This window comes from Bacillus sp. ISL-57 (assembly GCF_018613135.1).
Classification (GTDB): Bacteria; Bacillota; Bacilli; order Bacillales; family DSM-1321; genus Peribacillus; species Peribacillus frigoritolerans.
The window spans coordinates 400967-415561 of sequence record NZ_JAGGQV010000001.1 but is presented as its reverse complement, the minus strand read 5'-3'; the positions used below and the strand labels follow the sequence as shown (position 1 = coordinate 415561).

Sequence of the window (14595 nt, the reverse complement as noted above, 5' to 3'; positions counted from 1 at the left end):
CCGTTAATCCATGCGATAGCGACCGCCTCCTTTCCGTATTTTAGGCATCAAAAAAAGACAACCGATTAAATCGATTGTCCTTATGTACTAATTGTATTTTTTTATCAATTGGTCAATATACCGTTCGCCTTTTGGAGTTATTTCAGCAGTATTCAGAAACGCATTTAACGCTTTGCCACTTCCATCTCTACTATACCCAACTTTATCGATGAGGTTATCGTTATCCATATCTTCAACGATTGTTATGAATTCCTCATGTGAAACGCCGCATTTTTCGTGATCAGCGTGTTCATTCTCCATAATGCAGTTAAAAATCACCAATCTAGCCTTTAATACTTTTGATTTATCAATCATTTGTGAACCTCTCTAACTAACGAAGACCAGTCAGATGTTATTTCGCCATTCTTAACCGAGTAGGATGTTATAAGAATATCCGAAAATCTTGCGGAAGGGTTACTATCAATATATCGAAGTCCGTTACTCCATAACCATTCAAGTGCATTCTCTTCTGTTACACCGGAATATGCGTCTGCTATAGCAGTACCAGAAACCTTAATATCTAGTATTAAATTTCCGTCTTTGCGTATAACCAACCTCCTATGATCTCCCGTCGGCCCTTCATTCCATCCTTGTAGTCCGTTTTCTTCAAATAACAATTCATTCACAAACATTTAATCATCCCCTTTAATCCATAAATTCGACAAGGAAGAAGATTATTCCTTTATTTGGAAATCTAAAAATGATACGCGGATTAATTCTGCACTAATCCTAGGAAATCGGGAGGCCTGACCCCCTTGCGACCCCCATAATATTAGTTAACCTGTTCAATTGTTATACATTCCGTGCATAATGTTTGCAAATATAGTTTACATAATCACCATTTGCGGTAGTTCTATGTTTGCACAAACGCTGTTATACCGGCATTCACCGAGTGCATGCGTACTATCGTTTATACGCGAATTTATACATCGTTGATATACCGGCGTTCCTAGCGTTGGTGTTCGCATTGATCTGGCGATACCACTGCATAAACAAACGCTGAAAGATTTTCGAGGCCGACGTCCGCCAGGCATGCGCAACCGATGTAATCGCTGGAATCATTGTGGCTTTACACAACGTTTCACATGCGCTGAGACGAGTTTCTTCATATTATATAGGCGCTAATTAATCCGTTGTGGTGCCGTTACGATACGAGGCTATCTTCGCTTTGATTGAATCGATGTCCTTAGTCGTTGATACTTCCGCATTTACTTCGACTCGATCCGTAAGCATGTCGTTAGCTGTAAGGATTAGTTTTGCGGCTGCTGCGTTCTTATCATCGATAGCTGCGTCGACCATTGCGTCAAGCATTTCGGATAATCTTCCTTGAGTGCCGCTAACTACCTCACGTTTAAACTCTCGCTCGAATAGTGGGTCTTTACGCCAGTTAAGTAGTGTATTCGGATGCACGTCGCATTCCTTCGCAATCTGTTCGTAAGTTAGTCCACCACGTTTAGGTGCAGCCAGTAGTGCCATTGCTTTATAATGCTCGGGGCCGAGTTGTGATAATGTCATTGTGATTCCTCCTTTTGCCTAATTCCCGCTAATGGGAGTCGGGCCAATCTATTATTCTTATTTAAGTTCTTTTACGTCTAGGTACTATAAATAACTTATTCGTAGGTATGGTGGCGTCTCGTTCTTTGAGGCGCAATTATTATTCTTATTAATTCGTTATTATTAATTCGTTATTATTATATTCCCGCTAACAGGACTCGATTGATTCCCACTAACAGGAGTTGATTACCCCCCACTAACAGGAATCGCTTTAGCTAGACGCAGTATCTCGTAAGTATAACGGCAAGTACATCTTCTTCGTATGTCCGTACCAAGGAATTCTCCGCACCTTCATCACGCCCTCACTTATGAGGATATCGATAAGCTTCTTGACGCGATCCTTGTGAATACCGGTATCATCGACAATTTGGTTGACGGTTGGGTACGCCCACATATAAACGTCCTTCTCGCTCTCGCCGTTCACAAACGCCTGCATATACCCGTAAAGTAAAACGCAATCACGTGCGGTTTGACCGTTATATTTCTCTTTCAGCTCCGGCAACAGTTTGCGGTAAATGTCATGCGGAATAGGTGCATAGCCGATACGGTTTTCTTTAGATAATATAAACTTCTTTTGGCGCAAAGCCTGCTGAGTCAATTCGCTTGTTTCCATGAAAACATCTCCTTTAAATTAACATGCTTAAATTATCGTATTGCTTATTTAACGGCCGGCTTGCCTGCGCCGTACTCGGTCAGCAGGGCATTCAAGTCATCCGTTCTGTTATATAAGTAGAATTTACGGTGTGTGGTTTCGTGTAGGCCCGCGCAAATATAGCGATGACCATTTCGACGTAAGAAATCGTGTAGATTAGTTGAGTAGCAGTAGAAAAAGTTATTCATTATCGGTCGCCTCCGTTTAGTTAAATTAATAGAAAAGAAAAGCGCCAGATTAAACTAGCGCAATCACTTCGGCGTCCATATCGCTATAATTAAGCGCTAACTCTTCGGCCTTTTCTTCCGTATCGTAAATAGCGTAAGTAGCGCCATCTTCATTGAGTAAATAGTGAGTATCATTAAGTAAAACTGCATAATTCATGTTATCTTCCCCTTTTCATTTAAAAGTTAGCTTCAAATACATCAGGGATTTGCGCCAATCTGCCGCGACTTTAAATATATTATTTGATTCGCCGTTGACGCGTTTTTCAGGGCTAAGTGCCCCTTCCCTTATAGACACCCTATTTCCACATGAAACATGCGTTCTTACCTGAATTCTCCCTTGGTAAACAAGATAAAATTAACTGGTCCGGTGCGCCCTCTCTTCTTCCAAGCCGTGTACTTTGCAGCGCACATGGACTTTGATTTCCCGCGGTAATCAACGTTGTCAATGAATCGTCTGGAGGCCAAGGAAAAACGCAAATACTCATCTAAATAGCACGTATAAGACTTCCCGTTAGTGTAGTCGAGGTAAAACCGGCCACAAACTACGCAACATTTCCAACGATTTTCCTTGATCCAAGTGAAATCCCGCCATGTTAGACCTAAGTCCGGAGCAATATCGTCCAAAATGCGGTCCAAGGTCGCTCTATAATCGTTTAGATCACTTCGAAATGCCGAAAACTCGTCCTTGAAGTCTTGCAAACTGTCAAACCTATCGCCAAGCAATCCGTAAAAAGATGCAGTAAGGTCAGCGTAAAAAGCCCGCTGATCCTCTGCGTCAAAGTGTCCCATACGCGCAATACTAGGTGATTTCGGCATATAATCCCCCCTCAATATTTATAAATCTTCGCTTTTACCACTCTCGGACCAAAGCTTCCTTTTTGCGTAGTCTCGTCAAAATCGTCATCATAAAACGCTGCCTTCCGGCTTCCGACAACTGTCCGGCCGAGCGCAATCTTATCTATTTCCGTCTTGGACAAGAAAGTCACGTTTAAATTGCGATCCATATTCTTAAACTGCTGATCCGTATAGAACGGGTAGTCCTCTACGCAGTATGGCTTAGGCTCAACTAACGGCGGACCTTCCACACGTTGCCTCAACGTTTCTACCGCCAACTGATCACCTTTTTCGGCGAGCGCATGTAGCATCCCAGTATTGGCATCATTAGGGATACGGTAAATTGGCGATTCCCCTTTTCCGACGGACTCAATCCAACTCTCAAACGTATGTTGTTTCGGCACGTAGCTCGGCAGATTCCCCGCCCCATAGCCCATTAAAATTGCGCCAATCTTCTCGATAGCTTCGGCGATTGCGTCGATAATTTCGTGCGTCTTTACTCCGATCATCCTAGCGGCTTGCCTAATATCGAGCTGCGCAAAATAAACTAGGGATAACGCTTGGCGTTCGTGGGGCGTAAATATATCCTTGTCCAGTGCCGATTCTAGGTCAATTATGAGCGTTGACGCTGACTGGTCGAATTGATACCTGCTTTTTTCGTGCATTATATAGTAGGAGCGTAGCAATCGCTCTATTCCATGTGAGTCGCGCAAATATGAATTCTCTATTGTGTCATTTTTTGTATGAACATCTGAACCTGATCCCATCCTAATTCCCCCCTAAAAATTTTGTATTGATAAAAAACGGGGAACACGCTATAATATAATTGGATAACTATAAACGCATTCTCATTTATGTTTAATTTGATAAGCTTGATGTTGGCGCATCAGGCTTTTCGTGGTTTAAAGCGTATCATTAATTGGCATTATCCCCCTTTCGATTAGAATTGCATGGATAAACACCCTTCCTTTTTGCGTCCATTTTGTGCAGTGCGCAGCACAGTTATTTCCATATTTAACCGTTTCTGTCTTGGTTAGACCCTTACCTTTATGTCTCTGTAAAAGTAGCCATTGCTTTCCAACATAACGTTGAACTTTCTCCTCTTTTAAAATTCTATTTAGAGCTTGTGGGCTCAGCCCGTAGTCCTCAGCAATTTGAGAAATGTTAACTGCATTTGTCGTCGATAAAATTGTGTCATAATATGTTATCTTTGGTTCGTCCGCCTCCACTTTACTCTCTAACTCTTTTACCCTCTGTTTTTCCTCCTTCAAATTTTCGAGTAGCCCAATCATGAAGTCCGGATTTCCTATCGCGTTTTCCAGTACGTTGTCGGTCATATATGCGCCGTGCTTTCGTATTGACGGTAAGACTTCGTGTGTTACCCAGCGTTTAAATTGACGAGCTTCTGGTTTTCGACTACCCAACACTAACGTATATAACCCCGGCTCATTTATAAGATTAACTTCTCCGGCTAAGCCCCCTAGGTTGAATCTAGTCACCTCGTCGGAATCGAGTCGTTTTAAAGCATCCGTTGTATTTCTTATCTCTAAAACATCGCAAACATCTTTAGCCACAAAGTAGACTTCCGAATTCAGAATAACCGTGCGTACTGCGTTTTCCTCATAATTAAACATTTCTTGTACTAATTCCATTTAAAATTCCCCCTTAGTTTTTAACTACCGTTATTAGCACTCTTATCGTTAATAGTTTTTCTTCCGTAAGTTCAAAAGCGCTTATAATTCGCTGCTCAACTCTTTTTGTTAGCCGGCGATCACCTCCCTCAATACGTGAGACTAACGAAAAACTCACGTCTATTTTCTTAGCAAACTCTCGTATTGAAAGGTCGTGGGTTTTTCTGATAAACCGCATTAATTCTACGTTCATCTTAGTATTGCCTCCTACTATGTTTAGTGTGTTAACGTTGACTTTTTCTTGGTGCGAAGTCGATAAACACTTCAGGAAATGCGAAATCGTAACAACTGCAAGTTCCCATTAAAATCACTGCCTGTTTCTGTTCTAAGTCCCAAAAATCAACCTCACTATCAACGAATAATTGCATCAATTCATCCTCAGTCAACTCTTTAGCTACTGGAGGGAAATCCGGATTTTCATAAATTAACTTTGTCGGTGAACCGTTTTCCATTACGAGAAATGCATTACCAGCTCCTTTGTATTGATCTTCTACTAGCGTGTTTATTAGTTTGATATGATCCATTAAAATCTCTCCCTTTTAATTTGATTTATTTACCTTTCTGCCCTTACCTATAATGCCGCCGAGCTGAATGGTTTCGGACACTTTCGCCGTAAATTATAAGGCACTTATCCTATAATAGGCATGAGAACATAAAACCGCGCACCCTCCCTCTTCATGTATGTCGCATGACTTTCCGTTTTCGGACACTTTTTCTACGAGAAACTTGTTTCTAATCTGTATGTCGCGTGAGCTATTGAATCTGCGCACCTATACGGAAAATAAACTGTTCCTACTACTAATGCCGCCCGACTTCCAGCTTTCGCGCACTTTCTTGCGCCTTACTATATATGACGCGTTAGTTTCCGTTTTCGGACACTTCCTTACCATATATGACGCATGAGGTTGACGAAACCGCGCACGTTTATTAACCGTCCTTACTAAATAATAGGCGCGACCTTTCTTCTTCGGACATTTTTTCTCTAAGTTTTTTCCTCCTAACCTATAATAAGAATGAGAATCGAAAACCGCGCACATCTGAGTCTCACAGGTTTTAACTTCGTGTAATTTTACAAAAAAAAATAACGATACCGAAATGGCACCGTTACCTAGCTTATTTCAAAATTATATAATCCCGATAATTAGCTTAAATGGCGATTTCCTCCACCGCCACCGCCACCAGGGCCCGCAATAGTAACTCCTTTGTCTGATACCTTTTCGTACTGCGATAATCCTGCTACTGCTAATACCGTCAATAACATTACAGCAATAAGTCTCTTCATTAGTTTTCACCTCCCCTCAAGCGATTTGAATGTTACTAATTATGTTTGCCGAAACGATGAACGCCGGATGATTGGCGAGCTCACGTTTAGGAAACTCTGCGAAAAACTTGCATCCATTCTCGATAAACTTTGCCATCGATTTAAGTAATATTTCTGGATCGTTCTTTGCCATGCCGAGGTAACATATAGCAAAAGCGCATTCTTCGTGTCCCTTACACATCGCCTCGACTGCTTCAATATTGCCCTGTTTCGCAAAGTAGTGGGCCTTTTCGATTCTCACTGGACTGTCAGCGTCCGTAACGCCTTCTTTACCCCATAAAATATCTGCGAAGTATATATCGCGGTCATCTACTTCGTCGGCTCTATCGTAACGTCCGAAGCCTTCTAACTTATCGCGGTATTGCTCAAACCATTTAACACTTTCGGCATGGTTTTCGAATAAATACGACGTACCTAGAAGGTGCAGCGTATGTACTTTGAACGCTTCGCCTAAATACTTCGAGTTTAGTACGTTATTAGCGTAATACCGCGCCTTTTTCACGTCATTCTTTAAGAATAAATATCCCTGCGCCAATACTTCCGATATCCTTGCCATATAGCTATCTTGTAAATAAGGATTTTTAACCTTCGAAAGTTGGTTATAAATGCTATGGCCGATCCGAAAAAGCGTTTTGAATTCTTTTAAAGCGTAAAGGACATGTGCCTTTAAAACGTTGGCAAATATTTGACCTTCTACTGTCTTCGTTTGGATGGCTTCTAAATCGAAAAGTAAGTCTTCGTTCGGGGTATTTCTTTGCTGATACCGTGAGGATATTTCGTAAAGCTGTGCAAAATCCCTATTTACGGCTATATATGAACCTTGTAAGGCATTAATCAAATTCCCCAAAAGGCTGAATTTTCTATGCGTTGAAGCGTATTCGCACAATGTCCGTATATTTCGTTTGTCGTCGTTTCTTATCATTATTTCAGAAAGTGTTTCGACCAATTCGTCCTCTTTTTCCGGTTTTAAAAAACGGATGATTAGGATCCATTGTTGAAATGAAAGCTCGCACCTACCTTCGAAAAAGCCGTAAAGTAAATTACCCGAACACCCGATAGCTCTCGCGATTTCTTTGCAATTGAAGTCTTTTTCCTTGCCTTCCATTAATCCCTCTAATAGTTTTCTTGTCGGCATATAATTGGCCCCCTATTTTAGTAAATTAACGGCGATACATTGTGACGAAATTCTGCGAAACCAGAAAGCTTGCCGGCTTTTTACCTTCGCAGTACCTCGGCGATCGTTTAAGGCTACTTGCTCCTACGCCTATGCCCTTGACGTAGGAACGTAATAGCTCCCGTTATGCGGTTTATCTTGCGAATTTCTCTAATACATCCAGAAACGTTGCTTCGCGTAACCACTCTAAATCCGGCACTCCTTCATCCCAAACAATCTGAAACCTTGCACATACTCCGATATCCAGGACGGGTATGCCATTAGCTAGCTTGCCGGTAAGTTTTTTAAAAATAAGAAGACCTTCCTGTACTTCGACTGTCCAATTGTCGCCAAACAACGGATAGTCAGCTATTTCGTTCTCCCAGTCAGGATCGCCAGTTGCTTTTACATAGACCTTCATTTTGCTTACCTCTCTTCTTGGTATGACTTGGCGAGTCATACCTTCTAAGTTAATAATATAACGCACTGAGTCATACGTCAAGAGGTTTACGAAAAAAGTTTTTTAAAGTATAATGGGATTGAGGTGAGGGGATTGTCAGCAAATAAAAAACTACTTACTCCTATGGTCGATAATGGGTTTGTTTCATCGTTAGAGGCCACTTTAAAGGAGTTAGATATAACGAAGAACGCTCTAGCAGTCGAAGCTAAGGTGAGGCCAGCAACCATTAATGACCTAGTAACGGGTAATGCAAAACAGGTTAATTTTGAGACATTGAAGGCAGTTATCGACGCGCTTAATCGTAAATCCCTGGAGAACGGGGCAGTAAAAAGGTTTTCTATCGAGGATGTTTTTATTTATAACCCAAACAAAAAGGACTCCGAATAACGGGTCCCTTTTTTATTTAACAACGAACGGCGTACTTACCGGCGCTGGCTCGCTCCTTTTTACTTAGCTTCCTCTATAATATCGGCTACTATTTGCGGAGTGCCGTCGTCAGCTTTCCCGCCTAAAACCGATCCGTATACCCGGTAAGTCTTGCCTATTTCTACCATACCCGAAGGTGTGAAAACCGTGTACATTCCCGAACCATCGCTCTCTTCCGTTGTAATCGAGCAGATCGGTCCTAAGTCTGATTCGCCAGTAAACGTTACTTCGCCGGTCAAGAATACCTCCTTACCTAATGGCGGAGTATCTACGTTCAGCTCCACGAAATCAGCTTCGACCGCATTTTCCTTTAATTCGGCATCTTTATCGGCTTGCATTGACTCTGCCGGCTCCGCAGGCTCTTTAGACTCCGTTTGCTCGACTTCTTTTACTACCTCTTCGTCATTCCCGCAGCCTGCTAATAATCCACCTACGATAATAACTACACCTAATAAGAAATTCCTCATTTATTTCTCCCCCTTTAATTGCTTTCTGATTAACATTAGAATATCACGTTTTTTGGTAAATTAAGTTAAAAACGTAAAGTTTATCGAATCATAAGCCTCTAATTACGCAAATTCCGTATATAACTGTTGCTATAGAGGACCATTTAGCAAGGTTCTTACTAAGCATCCTAGCAAGAAAGTAAACGCCAGCGCCAACAACGGCGACGAAAGGGAATGAAAAAGCCAAATCCGAAATAAAATCAATGCTACCGTTAACGGTAACTTCCGCCACTTTTTCATGTAACCACTCCCATACGCTAAATTTAGGTATATCTCCTACTCCGTCAGCAACTCGACCATTTGCCAGAAACCGCTCAAATAAACTTAAATCGCCCGCATTACTCACAACCTTTTCGGCGATGGGCGAAGGATCCAACCAACCGCCCGCCGCATCCTTCATTCCGATGTGTAGATGCTCAGCCGTTGAGTGGCCGGTGTTTCCGCTAAGTCCAACGACATGCCCATCGTTTATATGTTCGCCTACCTTAACGCTTACCTCCTTCATATGCCCGTATATAACCCGCGTCCCGTCTTCGAATTGTACCGATAAGCCTCGGCCGATATTATCAGAGCCGTCAAATACTCGGTCGACTACTCCTTCACCTACCGACCTAAGCGTTGTTCCTTCTGGCATGGCGAAGTCGATTCCGGTATGGGGCGTTTTGTGGACCGCATCGACCGCGCCTCCATTTCGAGGTGAATTGCTTCAAGCGCCAACAACGCCTCGTCAGCGTTCTTTGCAACGATATTAACCTGTTTACAGTTTGCGAACCGGCTAAAAGCCAGACCGCCTTTAAGGTCGATTAGTGTGAATTTTACATTGTCAGGTTCGTTATGAATAAGCGTTGTGATGGCGTTTTTTAGGAAAACCGTCTTGCCATAACGCGTCATGCCGGCCACTACAAGCATCTGAAGCTTTTCGAAATCATGCCGGATAATTTCCCGCAAAGTAACTCCGATAGGTATAACCCAATTCGAAACTTTCGCCAGGAGCTCGTCGGTATACGGGAGGTCCTTACCTAGCCCTTCGTTGTACACTCGAAAAATTAACATTCCATCGTATTCGATCTCGATTTCCTTATTTAGCTGGATGCGATTATTTAAGATTTTTTGTATTTGCTTTAATAGCGTACGATTAAATTTTAGCCCTTTAAATTGCTTTAACTCAATCCGGCGCATACTCCGATTGTTTAATCCATCTTTAAACTTTCCGTATTTATCCTGGAAATCGTGAAGCTCTAGCCCTAACGGAATTTTAAACACATACTCGACGTAACTAGGATTATTCTTCTTATTAGTATTTCGGCGGTACAAGCGCAACTTTTCGCCGTTTTTACTTAGGCCGCAATTCTCCGCAATTTTAAGAATCTTATCGCCATCCTCAATGTAATTTGTCTTATAATAGAAACTAGCTCCCCAAACACCGAGCATACTAGCGGTTGTAATCGTTTCAAATAACAAATCAACACGCCTCCTTTCAAATCACTGAGTGATAGTTGCTCTATTTACGAAGTTAATAACGAAGGAATTAATCACAATAGACATAAGAATTTTGATGAGATTTAATCCGTTCGTGTTATCATAATTCAACCGATTTGTTTTGCGTATAGTTAAGTGTATGTAACCCCGTATGTCCATCTTTACAACTTTTGTTTAAAAACTTTCAAAGTAGACTTGTATAATTGTCCATATAGGAGATGAAATAAATGTATGGAAAACCACGTTCGAAGCTCGGCGAATGGTTAGACTCAAGAGGTATAAGCCAGGAGTGGCTTTCGGTTAAAACAAAGATTAGCAGAAATACTATTAGCAAGCTTGCTTCAGATAAGGACTACTCTCCGACACTAACAACTATTAAAAAGATAATGAATGCTCTAAGAGAAGTAGATCCTACTCTTCGTAGCGATGATTTTTTTTGATATTAAAATTCGCCCCTTAATTTTACAATCTAATCTAAATTGTAAAATTAATCGAATCATGCAATCAGTTATTTTAGATTTTGATCCCTTATAATCCAATTGTTAGTTATAATTAAGAATGGAAAGATTTCACATACAAAAGGGGTAGATAATTTATAATGTAGTGTATGTAGTTGGTATATTTATGTTTATATCAAAATATTTTGAGGGGTTGTTAAGCGGATGCAGTGGTTAATAGACAATAAAGAATGGGTTTTCAGTGGAATAGGGTTACCTATCTGTGCGTGGATTATAACCATGATAGTTAAAAAGAAGAATGCTCCTAAGATACCTGTAACTGAGCAATCACAAACAAGTGGAAACAATTCTACTAATATTCAAGGCGGGAATGATGTCAATATTTCCATAGGTGAAAAAAAATGCTAAGAAATAAACAAGAACAACATGCTGGAGATTACTCAACAAATGTACAAGCTGGTAATGATGTTAATTTACATCAAAATAACTATGGGCTGTCTTACAGAGAGGTTAAAGAAGTAGCTTTAGATGTATTTGAAGTGAACTTTTCCAAGCTTTCATTAGCTGCACAGAAAGTAGCGAAAGAACGGGCTGAAGAAATTACAACTGCTTTTTTAAGTCAACTTCAAAAAAAGAATCCAGAAGCACTTGAAACAATGAAAGAGCCTGATATGCAGTATGCATTGCTTATGGCTCAAAAAGAGTACGCAAGAACCGGAGATGAAAATCTTTCCGAAGTTCTTGTAGATATCTTGGTCGAAAGATCAAAAATACAGGAAAGATCATTAATGCAAGTTGTGTTAAATGAGTCTCTGGAAGTCGTTCCTAAATTAACAAATGGTCAACTTAACATTTTAAGTCTGATTTTTATTATTAAATATACAATAAACAACAATGTTCGTTCTATTGACTCCCTTAAAACCTACCTTAAAAACTGGATTGCTCCATATATGGATGGCTTAACAAAAAGACACTCCCATTATCAGCACTTAGAATATACAGGATGTGGAACAGTAGGTATAGGGGAAACTCATATTATTACTGTTTTCACTAGTAATTATGGGGGTTTGTTTTCAAAAGGATTTTCACTGGAGCAATTTAATGATGACTTTAACGAAGATTCTCCTGCTCGAAATTTATTATTTCCTTGCCTGCATGACTCGTCTTTATTTCAAATGAATGCTATTAATGAACAAGTTTTAAAAGAACATTATACGCCTCTTTCTTTAAAAGAAGAACAAAATTTACGGATAGGAGCTTTACATTCCAAAAGTCTGATGTCTGAAGAAGAAATTTGGAATTTTCTTGTGGGGTTATGTCCTGAAATCAACGATCTATTAGACATCTGGAGTGATTCATCAATTAAAAATATGACATTAACTAGTGTCGGAGTAGCATTAGCTCATGCAAATATTCGAAGAAAAACAAACGAAGAATTGGATCTGTCAAATTGGATATAGTTTAATAAATAAAGATGCCCATATTGATACCACAAGCACCCAAAAGGTGCTTTATTTGTTAGGTATTAACAATGTTATAAAACTAACCTGAAGTTAAACTAAAAAGTTTGCATGATATGATAATATAATATTAAGGAAATCTGCGCAGGTATAGAAAGATTATTAATAGGAGGTCTTTCTAACTGTGACAGTAAAATTGAACAAGAAAACAGGAAAGTGGGAATTCTGCTTCAATGCAGGAGTAAACCCACTCACCGGAAAACGTAAACAAATTAGGCGTAGAGGTTTTGAAACTAAGGGCGAGGCGATTGACGCGTACGCTATTGCTAAATCGGAAACACTTGAAAACAGTTTTCTCGATATATCGAATATGACTTACAGTATTTTTATGGAGAATTACTTTAAGGAGCGCCAAGTCGTTTTGCAACGCTCTACATTCGAAACTCACGTTCTATTTTATACAAACAATATTAAGCCCCGCTTCGGTAAGATGAAAATCCAGGAAGTGTCTCACCTACACGTCCAGACATTTATTAACGGTCTAGTCGCGGATGGATACTCGTCTCATACTGTTCATTCAATTTTTCGTGTACTATACGGATCATTTAAGAAGGCGCAGCTAATGAAAATCGTAAGAGAAAACCCCTGCCAGGGCGCATCCCTTCCGAAGCGCGGCCGCCGAGAAATGAACATATGGTCGCTTGAGCAAGTAAATTACTTCTTACAAGAAGCGCCGCACATTATGAGAGTAACACGCTGCCTAATCGGATTCCAACTCGGCTTGCTCGCAGGTCTTCGTCAAGGTGAAATCTTAGGGTTGCGTTGGAAGGATATCGATTTTGCAAACCGGACTATCTACGTACGGCAAACGGTAACTCAAGCGGGCGAAATAAAAGACGGCGCTAAAAATGATTCTAGTGTTCGATCACTAACAATACCTGAGCGCTTGACGGAGGAATTGCAGAAGCATCGGAAGCATATCGAATTGGAAAAGTCGCGCTGTCGGACAGGATACCGCGATAATAACCTTGTACTTCCAACTCGCGACGGCTCGCCCATGAATCCGCGAAACTTCCGCAAAGAATTCTACAACCTTACGGAGTACCTTGATTTGCCGAAGATTCGCTTCCATGACACCCGCCATACGCACGCAACGCTACTTATCGAGCAGAACGTAAACGTTAAACTTATCGCCGAACGGTTAGGCCATACGGACATACAAACTACGTTGAATACTTATTCGCATGTCCTGCCGAATATGCAAAAAGTAGTGAGCGATAAACTGGACGCAATTCTCGATTTTTAGGCGTAGCTCGTCCGATTTAGTGACCGCACATGTGACCGCACAATTATGCGATACAGATAACGGTTGATATGACGAGGTTTATACGTTATAGCGCCCTACATGCCCGAAGAAGGAATGGTCGAAGAAGGCGAACTGAAAATCCACCAAGCTTCACATGCCCGCTACTTTGAGGATTTCCTGAAGTTCGTCGAATATGGTGAATCGATGCCGGAAATCATGAAAAACCAGGTCATCCACATGGTCCATGAACATGTATCCGCACAATTCGAAGAAAACAGTGACGAACTGCAAAAATTCGAACAGGACCTGGAAATCTGGGAAACCAGTGAAAAGCGGGAAATCCAGGAACGCCTTGAAACCCACCAGGTCGTCGAAGCCACAGCCCAGATTGTCGAGCATACACCTGAAGCCGAAATGCGAATGAAGCTAGGCAGTACATCCGTCAAAGGACTGTTAGCCGATTTTGGAGAAAGCATCCATTTAGGAAAGATTAATGGGAAGTATGTATTAATGATAGAATCCAATACGATAGAGTTCGATAAAGGTGTTTCGCCGATTGAGTTTCATAAGCCGGATGATTTGATGGAGATTGTGGAGAAGATTAGTAGGAAGGTTTGAGATAATCATCTAAAATCATTGATGTACAAGCATTTTCAACATATTTGTGAGCAAAAATGTGAGCAGTTATGTGATCAATATTCGACCTTAAAATACTATTAATACTCTTATATCTAGCTACTAACTTACGTTAGTAGTTTTATTTTTTTCTCAGTTTAAGCAAGCGGATATTTTTTCTCTGTAAATTATAAAAACCCCACTCGTTTAGAATGGAGTCATAACCTTTCATCTTTTCGCCTACTTTTAAATGTTACCAAACCGCAAGGTTTTATTAAATATTGAAGTGTAATCCATGTAGTCATCTGCTTCATCGAATACTGAGATATCTTCGCATTTGTGATTCCAATTGTTTAAATAAGTACTATTTGATTTATACAAAAAGCTCGGTTAGTCAAAAAGCCGAGCTTTTGT

At 40.7% G+C, this 14595-nt stretch carries 21 protein-coding genes and 1 pseudogene; 6 read left to right on the top strand and 16 right to left on the bottom strand.

From position 1 onward, the window contains the following. Positions 1-87: 87 nt before the first annotated feature. The 13 genes from J7I90_RS01965 to J7I90_RS01905 form a co-directional block, all read right to left on the bottom strand. Positions 88-354, bottom strand: coding sequence for a YjcQ family protein (locus J7I90_RS01965; protein WP_214768152.1), 267 nt, complete (start codon positions 352-354; stop codon positions 88-90). Continuing rightward, positions 351-671 carry a hypothetical protein gene (locus J7I90_RS01960; protein ID WP_214768151.1) on the bottom strand — a complete coding sequence of 107 codons (321 nt, stop codon included), beginning with the start codon at positions 669-671 and terminating at the stop codon, positions 351-353. The genes J7I90_RS01965 and J7I90_RS01960 overlap by 4 nt, the downstream gene beginning before the upstream one ends. 493 nt (positions 672-1164) lie before the next feature. Continuing rightward, on the bottom strand, positions 1165-1515 hold the full coding sequence (locus J7I90_RS01955; protein ID WP_251025043.1) for a hypothetical protein: 351 nt from the start codon (positions 1513-1515) through the stop codon (positions 1165-1167). 289 nt (positions 1516-1804) lie between these two features. Beyond that, complete coding sequence (locus tag J7I90_RS01950) at positions 1805-2206, bottom strand: hypothetical protein (RefSeq protein ID WP_214768149.1); 402 nt, start codon at positions 2204-2206, stop codon at positions 1805-1807. Positions 2207-2482: 276 nt separating this feature from the next. Then, positions 2483-2629 carry a hypothetical protein gene (locus J7I90_RS01945; RefSeq protein WP_214768148.1) on the bottom strand — a complete coding sequence of 49 codons (147 nt, stop codon included), beginning with the start codon at positions 2627-2629 and terminating at the stop codon, positions 2483-2485. Between the two features lie 164 nt (positions 2630-2793). Beyond that, on the bottom strand, positions 2794-3261 hold the full coding sequence (locus tag J7I90_RS01940) for a hypothetical protein (RefSeq protein WP_214768147.1): 468 nt from the start codon (positions 3259-3261) through the stop codon (positions 2794-2796). A 38-nt stretch (positions 3262-3299) separates the two neighbouring features. Then, positions 3300-4073, bottom strand: a complete 774-nt coding sequence (locus J7I90_RS01935; protein WP_214768146.1) for a sigma-70 RNA polymerase sigma factor region 4 domain-containing protein — start codon at positions 4071-4073, stop codon at positions 3300-3302. Positions 4074-4208: 135 nt separating this feature from the next. Continuing rightward, the gene (locus J7I90_RS01930; protein ID WP_214768145.1) at positions 4209-4958 is read right to left on the bottom strand and encodes a phage antirepressor KilAC domain-containing protein; all 750 of its coding nucleotides are present in this window, start codon (positions 4956-4958) and stop codon (positions 4209-4211) included. A 13-nt stretch (positions 4959-4971) separates the two neighbouring features. Then, positions 4972-5190 (bottom strand): helix-turn-helix domain-containing protein, encoded by a 219-nt coding sequence (locus tag J7I90_RS01925; protein ID WP_214768144.1) that lies wholly within the window; start codon positions 5188-5190, stop codon positions 4972-4974. Positions 5191-5221: 31 nt separating this feature from the next. Next, a complete protein-coding gene (locus J7I90_RS01920; RefSeq protein ID WP_214768143.1) occupies positions 5222-5521 on the bottom strand; it encodes a hypothetical protein in 300 nt (99 codons plus the stop codon). 617 nt (positions 5522-6138) lie between these two features. Next, positions 6139-6279, bottom strand: coding sequence for a hypothetical protein (locus J7I90_RS01915; protein WP_214768142.1), 141 nt, complete (start codon positions 6277-6279; stop codon positions 6139-6141). A gap of 16 nt (positions 6280-6295) precedes the next feature. Next, entirely contained in the window at positions 6296-7453 is a 1158-nt protein-coding gene (locus tag J7I90_RS01910; protein ID WP_214768141.1) for an AimR family lysis-lysogeny pheromone receptor, read from the bottom strand. Positions 7454-7625: 172 nt separating this feature from the next. Next, positions 7626-7931 (bottom strand): hypothetical protein, encoded by a 306-nt coding sequence (locus J7I90_RS01905; protein WP_214768140.1) that lies wholly within the window; start codon positions 7929-7931, stop codon positions 7626-7628. A gap of 93 nt (positions 7932-8024) precedes the next feature. On the opposite strand from J7I90_RS01905, the gene J7I90_RS01900 reads away from it, so the two are divergent. Then, positions 8025-8318 carry a helix-turn-helix domain-containing protein gene (locus J7I90_RS01900; protein WP_251025041.1) on the top strand — a complete coding sequence of 98 codons (294 nt, stop codon included), beginning with the start codon at positions 8025-8027 and terminating at the stop codon, positions 8316-8318. Between the two features lie 59 nt (positions 8319-8377). Here the strand turns inward: J7I90_RS01900 and J7I90_RS01895 are convergent, their stop codons facing one another. From J7I90_RS01895 to J7I90_RS01885, 3 genes are all read right to left on the bottom strand, one after another. Next, positions 8378-8824, bottom strand: coding sequence for a hypothetical protein (locus tag J7I90_RS01895; protein ID WP_214768139.1), 447 nt, complete (start codon positions 8822-8824; stop codon positions 8378-8380). Positions 8825-8912: 88 nt separating this feature from the next. Next, positions 8913-9497 carry a M23 family metallopeptidase gene (locus tag J7I90_RS01890; protein ID WP_214768138.1) on the bottom strand — a complete coding sequence of 195 codons (585 nt, stop codon included), beginning with the start codon at positions 9495-9497 and terminating at the stop codon, positions 8913-8915. Continuing rightward, positions 9467-10324, bottom strand: coding sequence for an FtsK/SpoIIIE domain-containing protein (locus tag J7I90_RS01885; RefSeq protein WP_214768137.1), 858 nt, complete (start codon positions 10322-10324; stop codon positions 9467-9469). The genes J7I90_RS01890 and J7I90_RS01885 overlap by 31 nt, the downstream gene beginning before the upstream one ends. A 245-nt stretch (positions 10325-10569) precedes the next feature. On the opposite strand from J7I90_RS01885, the gene J7I90_RS01880 reads away from it, so the two are divergent. From J7I90_RS01880 to J7I90_RS01860, 5 genes and pseudogenes are all read left to right on the top strand, one after another. Beyond that, positions 10570-10782 carry a helix-turn-helix domain-containing protein gene (locus J7I90_RS01880; RefSeq protein ID WP_214768136.1) on the top strand — a complete coding sequence of 71 codons (213 nt, stop codon included), beginning with the start codon at positions 10570-10572 and terminating at the stop codon, positions 10780-10782. Between the two features lie 222 nt (positions 10783-11004). Next, the gene (locus J7I90_RS01875; RefSeq protein ID WP_214768135.1) at positions 11005-11208 is read left to right on the top strand and encodes a hypothetical protein; all 204 of its coding nucleotides are present in this window, start codon (positions 11005-11007) and stop codon (positions 11206-11208) included. Then, entirely contained in the window at positions 11202-12260 is a 1059-nt protein-coding gene (locus J7I90_RS01870; protein ID WP_214768134.1) for an LPO_1073/Vpar_1526 family protein, read from the top strand. Before J7I90_RS01875 ends, J7I90_RS01870 begins: the two co-directional genes overlap by 7 nt. Positions 12261-12444: 184 nt before the next feature. Beyond that, the gene (locus J7I90_RS01865) at positions 12445-13566 is read left to right on the top strand and encodes a site-specific integrase (protein WP_214768133.1); all 1122 of its coding nucleotides are present in this window, start codon (positions 12445-12447) and stop codon (positions 13564-13566) included. Between the two features lie 93 nt (positions 13567-13659). After that, positions 13660-14184, top strand: a pseudogene (locus J7I90_RS01860) (DUF3898 domain-containing protein); the annotation flags it as partial. Positions 14185-14595 lie beyond the last annotated feature (411 nt).

Coding starts and splice junctions, on each gene's coding strand:
- J7I90_RS01895 (WP_214768139.1), bottom strand. CDS start 8,824: ATGAGGAATTTCTTATTAGGTGTAGTTATTATCGTAGGTGGATTATTA.
- J7I90_RS01915 (WP_214768142.1), bottom strand. CDS start 6,279: ATGAAGAGACTTATTGCTGTAATGTTATTGACGGTATTAGCAGTAGCA.
- J7I90_RS01890 (WP_214768138.1), bottom strand. CDS start 9,497: ATGCCAGAAGGAACAACGCTTAGGTCGGTAGGTGAAGGAGTAGTCGAC.
- J7I90_RS01925 (WP_214768144.1), bottom strand. CDS start 5,190: ATGAACGTAGAATTAATGCGGTTTATCAGAAAAACCCACGACCTTTCA.
- J7I90_RS01965 (WP_214768152.1), bottom strand. CDS start 354: ATGATTGATAAATCAAAAGTATTAAAGGCTAGATTGGTGATTTTTAAC.
- J7I90_RS01870 (WP_214768134.1), top strand. CDS start 11,202: ATGCTAAGAAATAAACAAGAACAACATGCTGGAGATTACTCAACAAAT.
- J7I90_RS01920 (WP_214768143.1), bottom strand. CDS start 5,521: ATGGATCATATCAAACTAATAAACACGCTAGTAGAAGATCAATACAAA.
- J7I90_RS01950 (WP_214768149.1), bottom strand. CDS start 2,206: ATGGAAACAAGCGAATTGACTCAGCAGGCTTTGCGCCAAAAGAAGTTT.
- J7I90_RS01905 (WP_214768140.1), bottom strand. CDS start 7,931: ATGACTCGCCAAGTCATACCAAGAAGAGAGGTAAGCAAAATGAAGGTC.
- J7I90_RS01940 (WP_214768147.1), bottom strand. CDS start 3,261: ATGGGACACTTTGACGCAGAGGATCAGCGGGCTTTTTACGCTGACCTT.
- J7I90_RS01945 (WP_214768148.1), bottom strand. CDS start 2,629: ATGAATTATGCAGTTTTACTTAATGATACTCACTATTTACTCAATGAA.
- J7I90_RS01935 (WP_214768146.1), bottom strand. CDS start 4,073: ATGGGATCAGGTTCAGATGTTCATACAAAAAATGACACAATAGAGAAT.
- J7I90_RS01960 (WP_214768151.1), bottom strand. CDS start 671: ATGTTTGTGAATGAATTGTTATTTGAAGAAAACGGACTACAAGGATGG.
- J7I90_RS01910 (WP_214768141.1), bottom strand. CDS start 7,453: ATGCCGACAAGAAAACTATTAGAGGGATTAATGGAAGGCAAGGAAAAA.
- J7I90_RS01875 (WP_214768135.1), top strand. CDS start 11,005: ATGCAGTGGTTAATAGACAATAAAGAATGGGTTTTCAGTGGAATAGGG.
- J7I90_RS01930 (WP_214768145.1), bottom strand. CDS start 4,958: ATGGAATTAGTACAAGAAATGTTTAATTATGAGGAAAACGCAGTACGC.
- J7I90_RS01955 (WP_251025043.1), bottom strand. CDS start 1,515: ATGGCACTACTGGCTGCACCTAAACGTGGTGGACTAACTTACGAACAG.
- J7I90_RS01880 (WP_214768136.1), top strand. CDS start 10,570: ATGTATGGAAAACCACGTTCGAAGCTCGGCGAATGGTTAGACTCAAGA.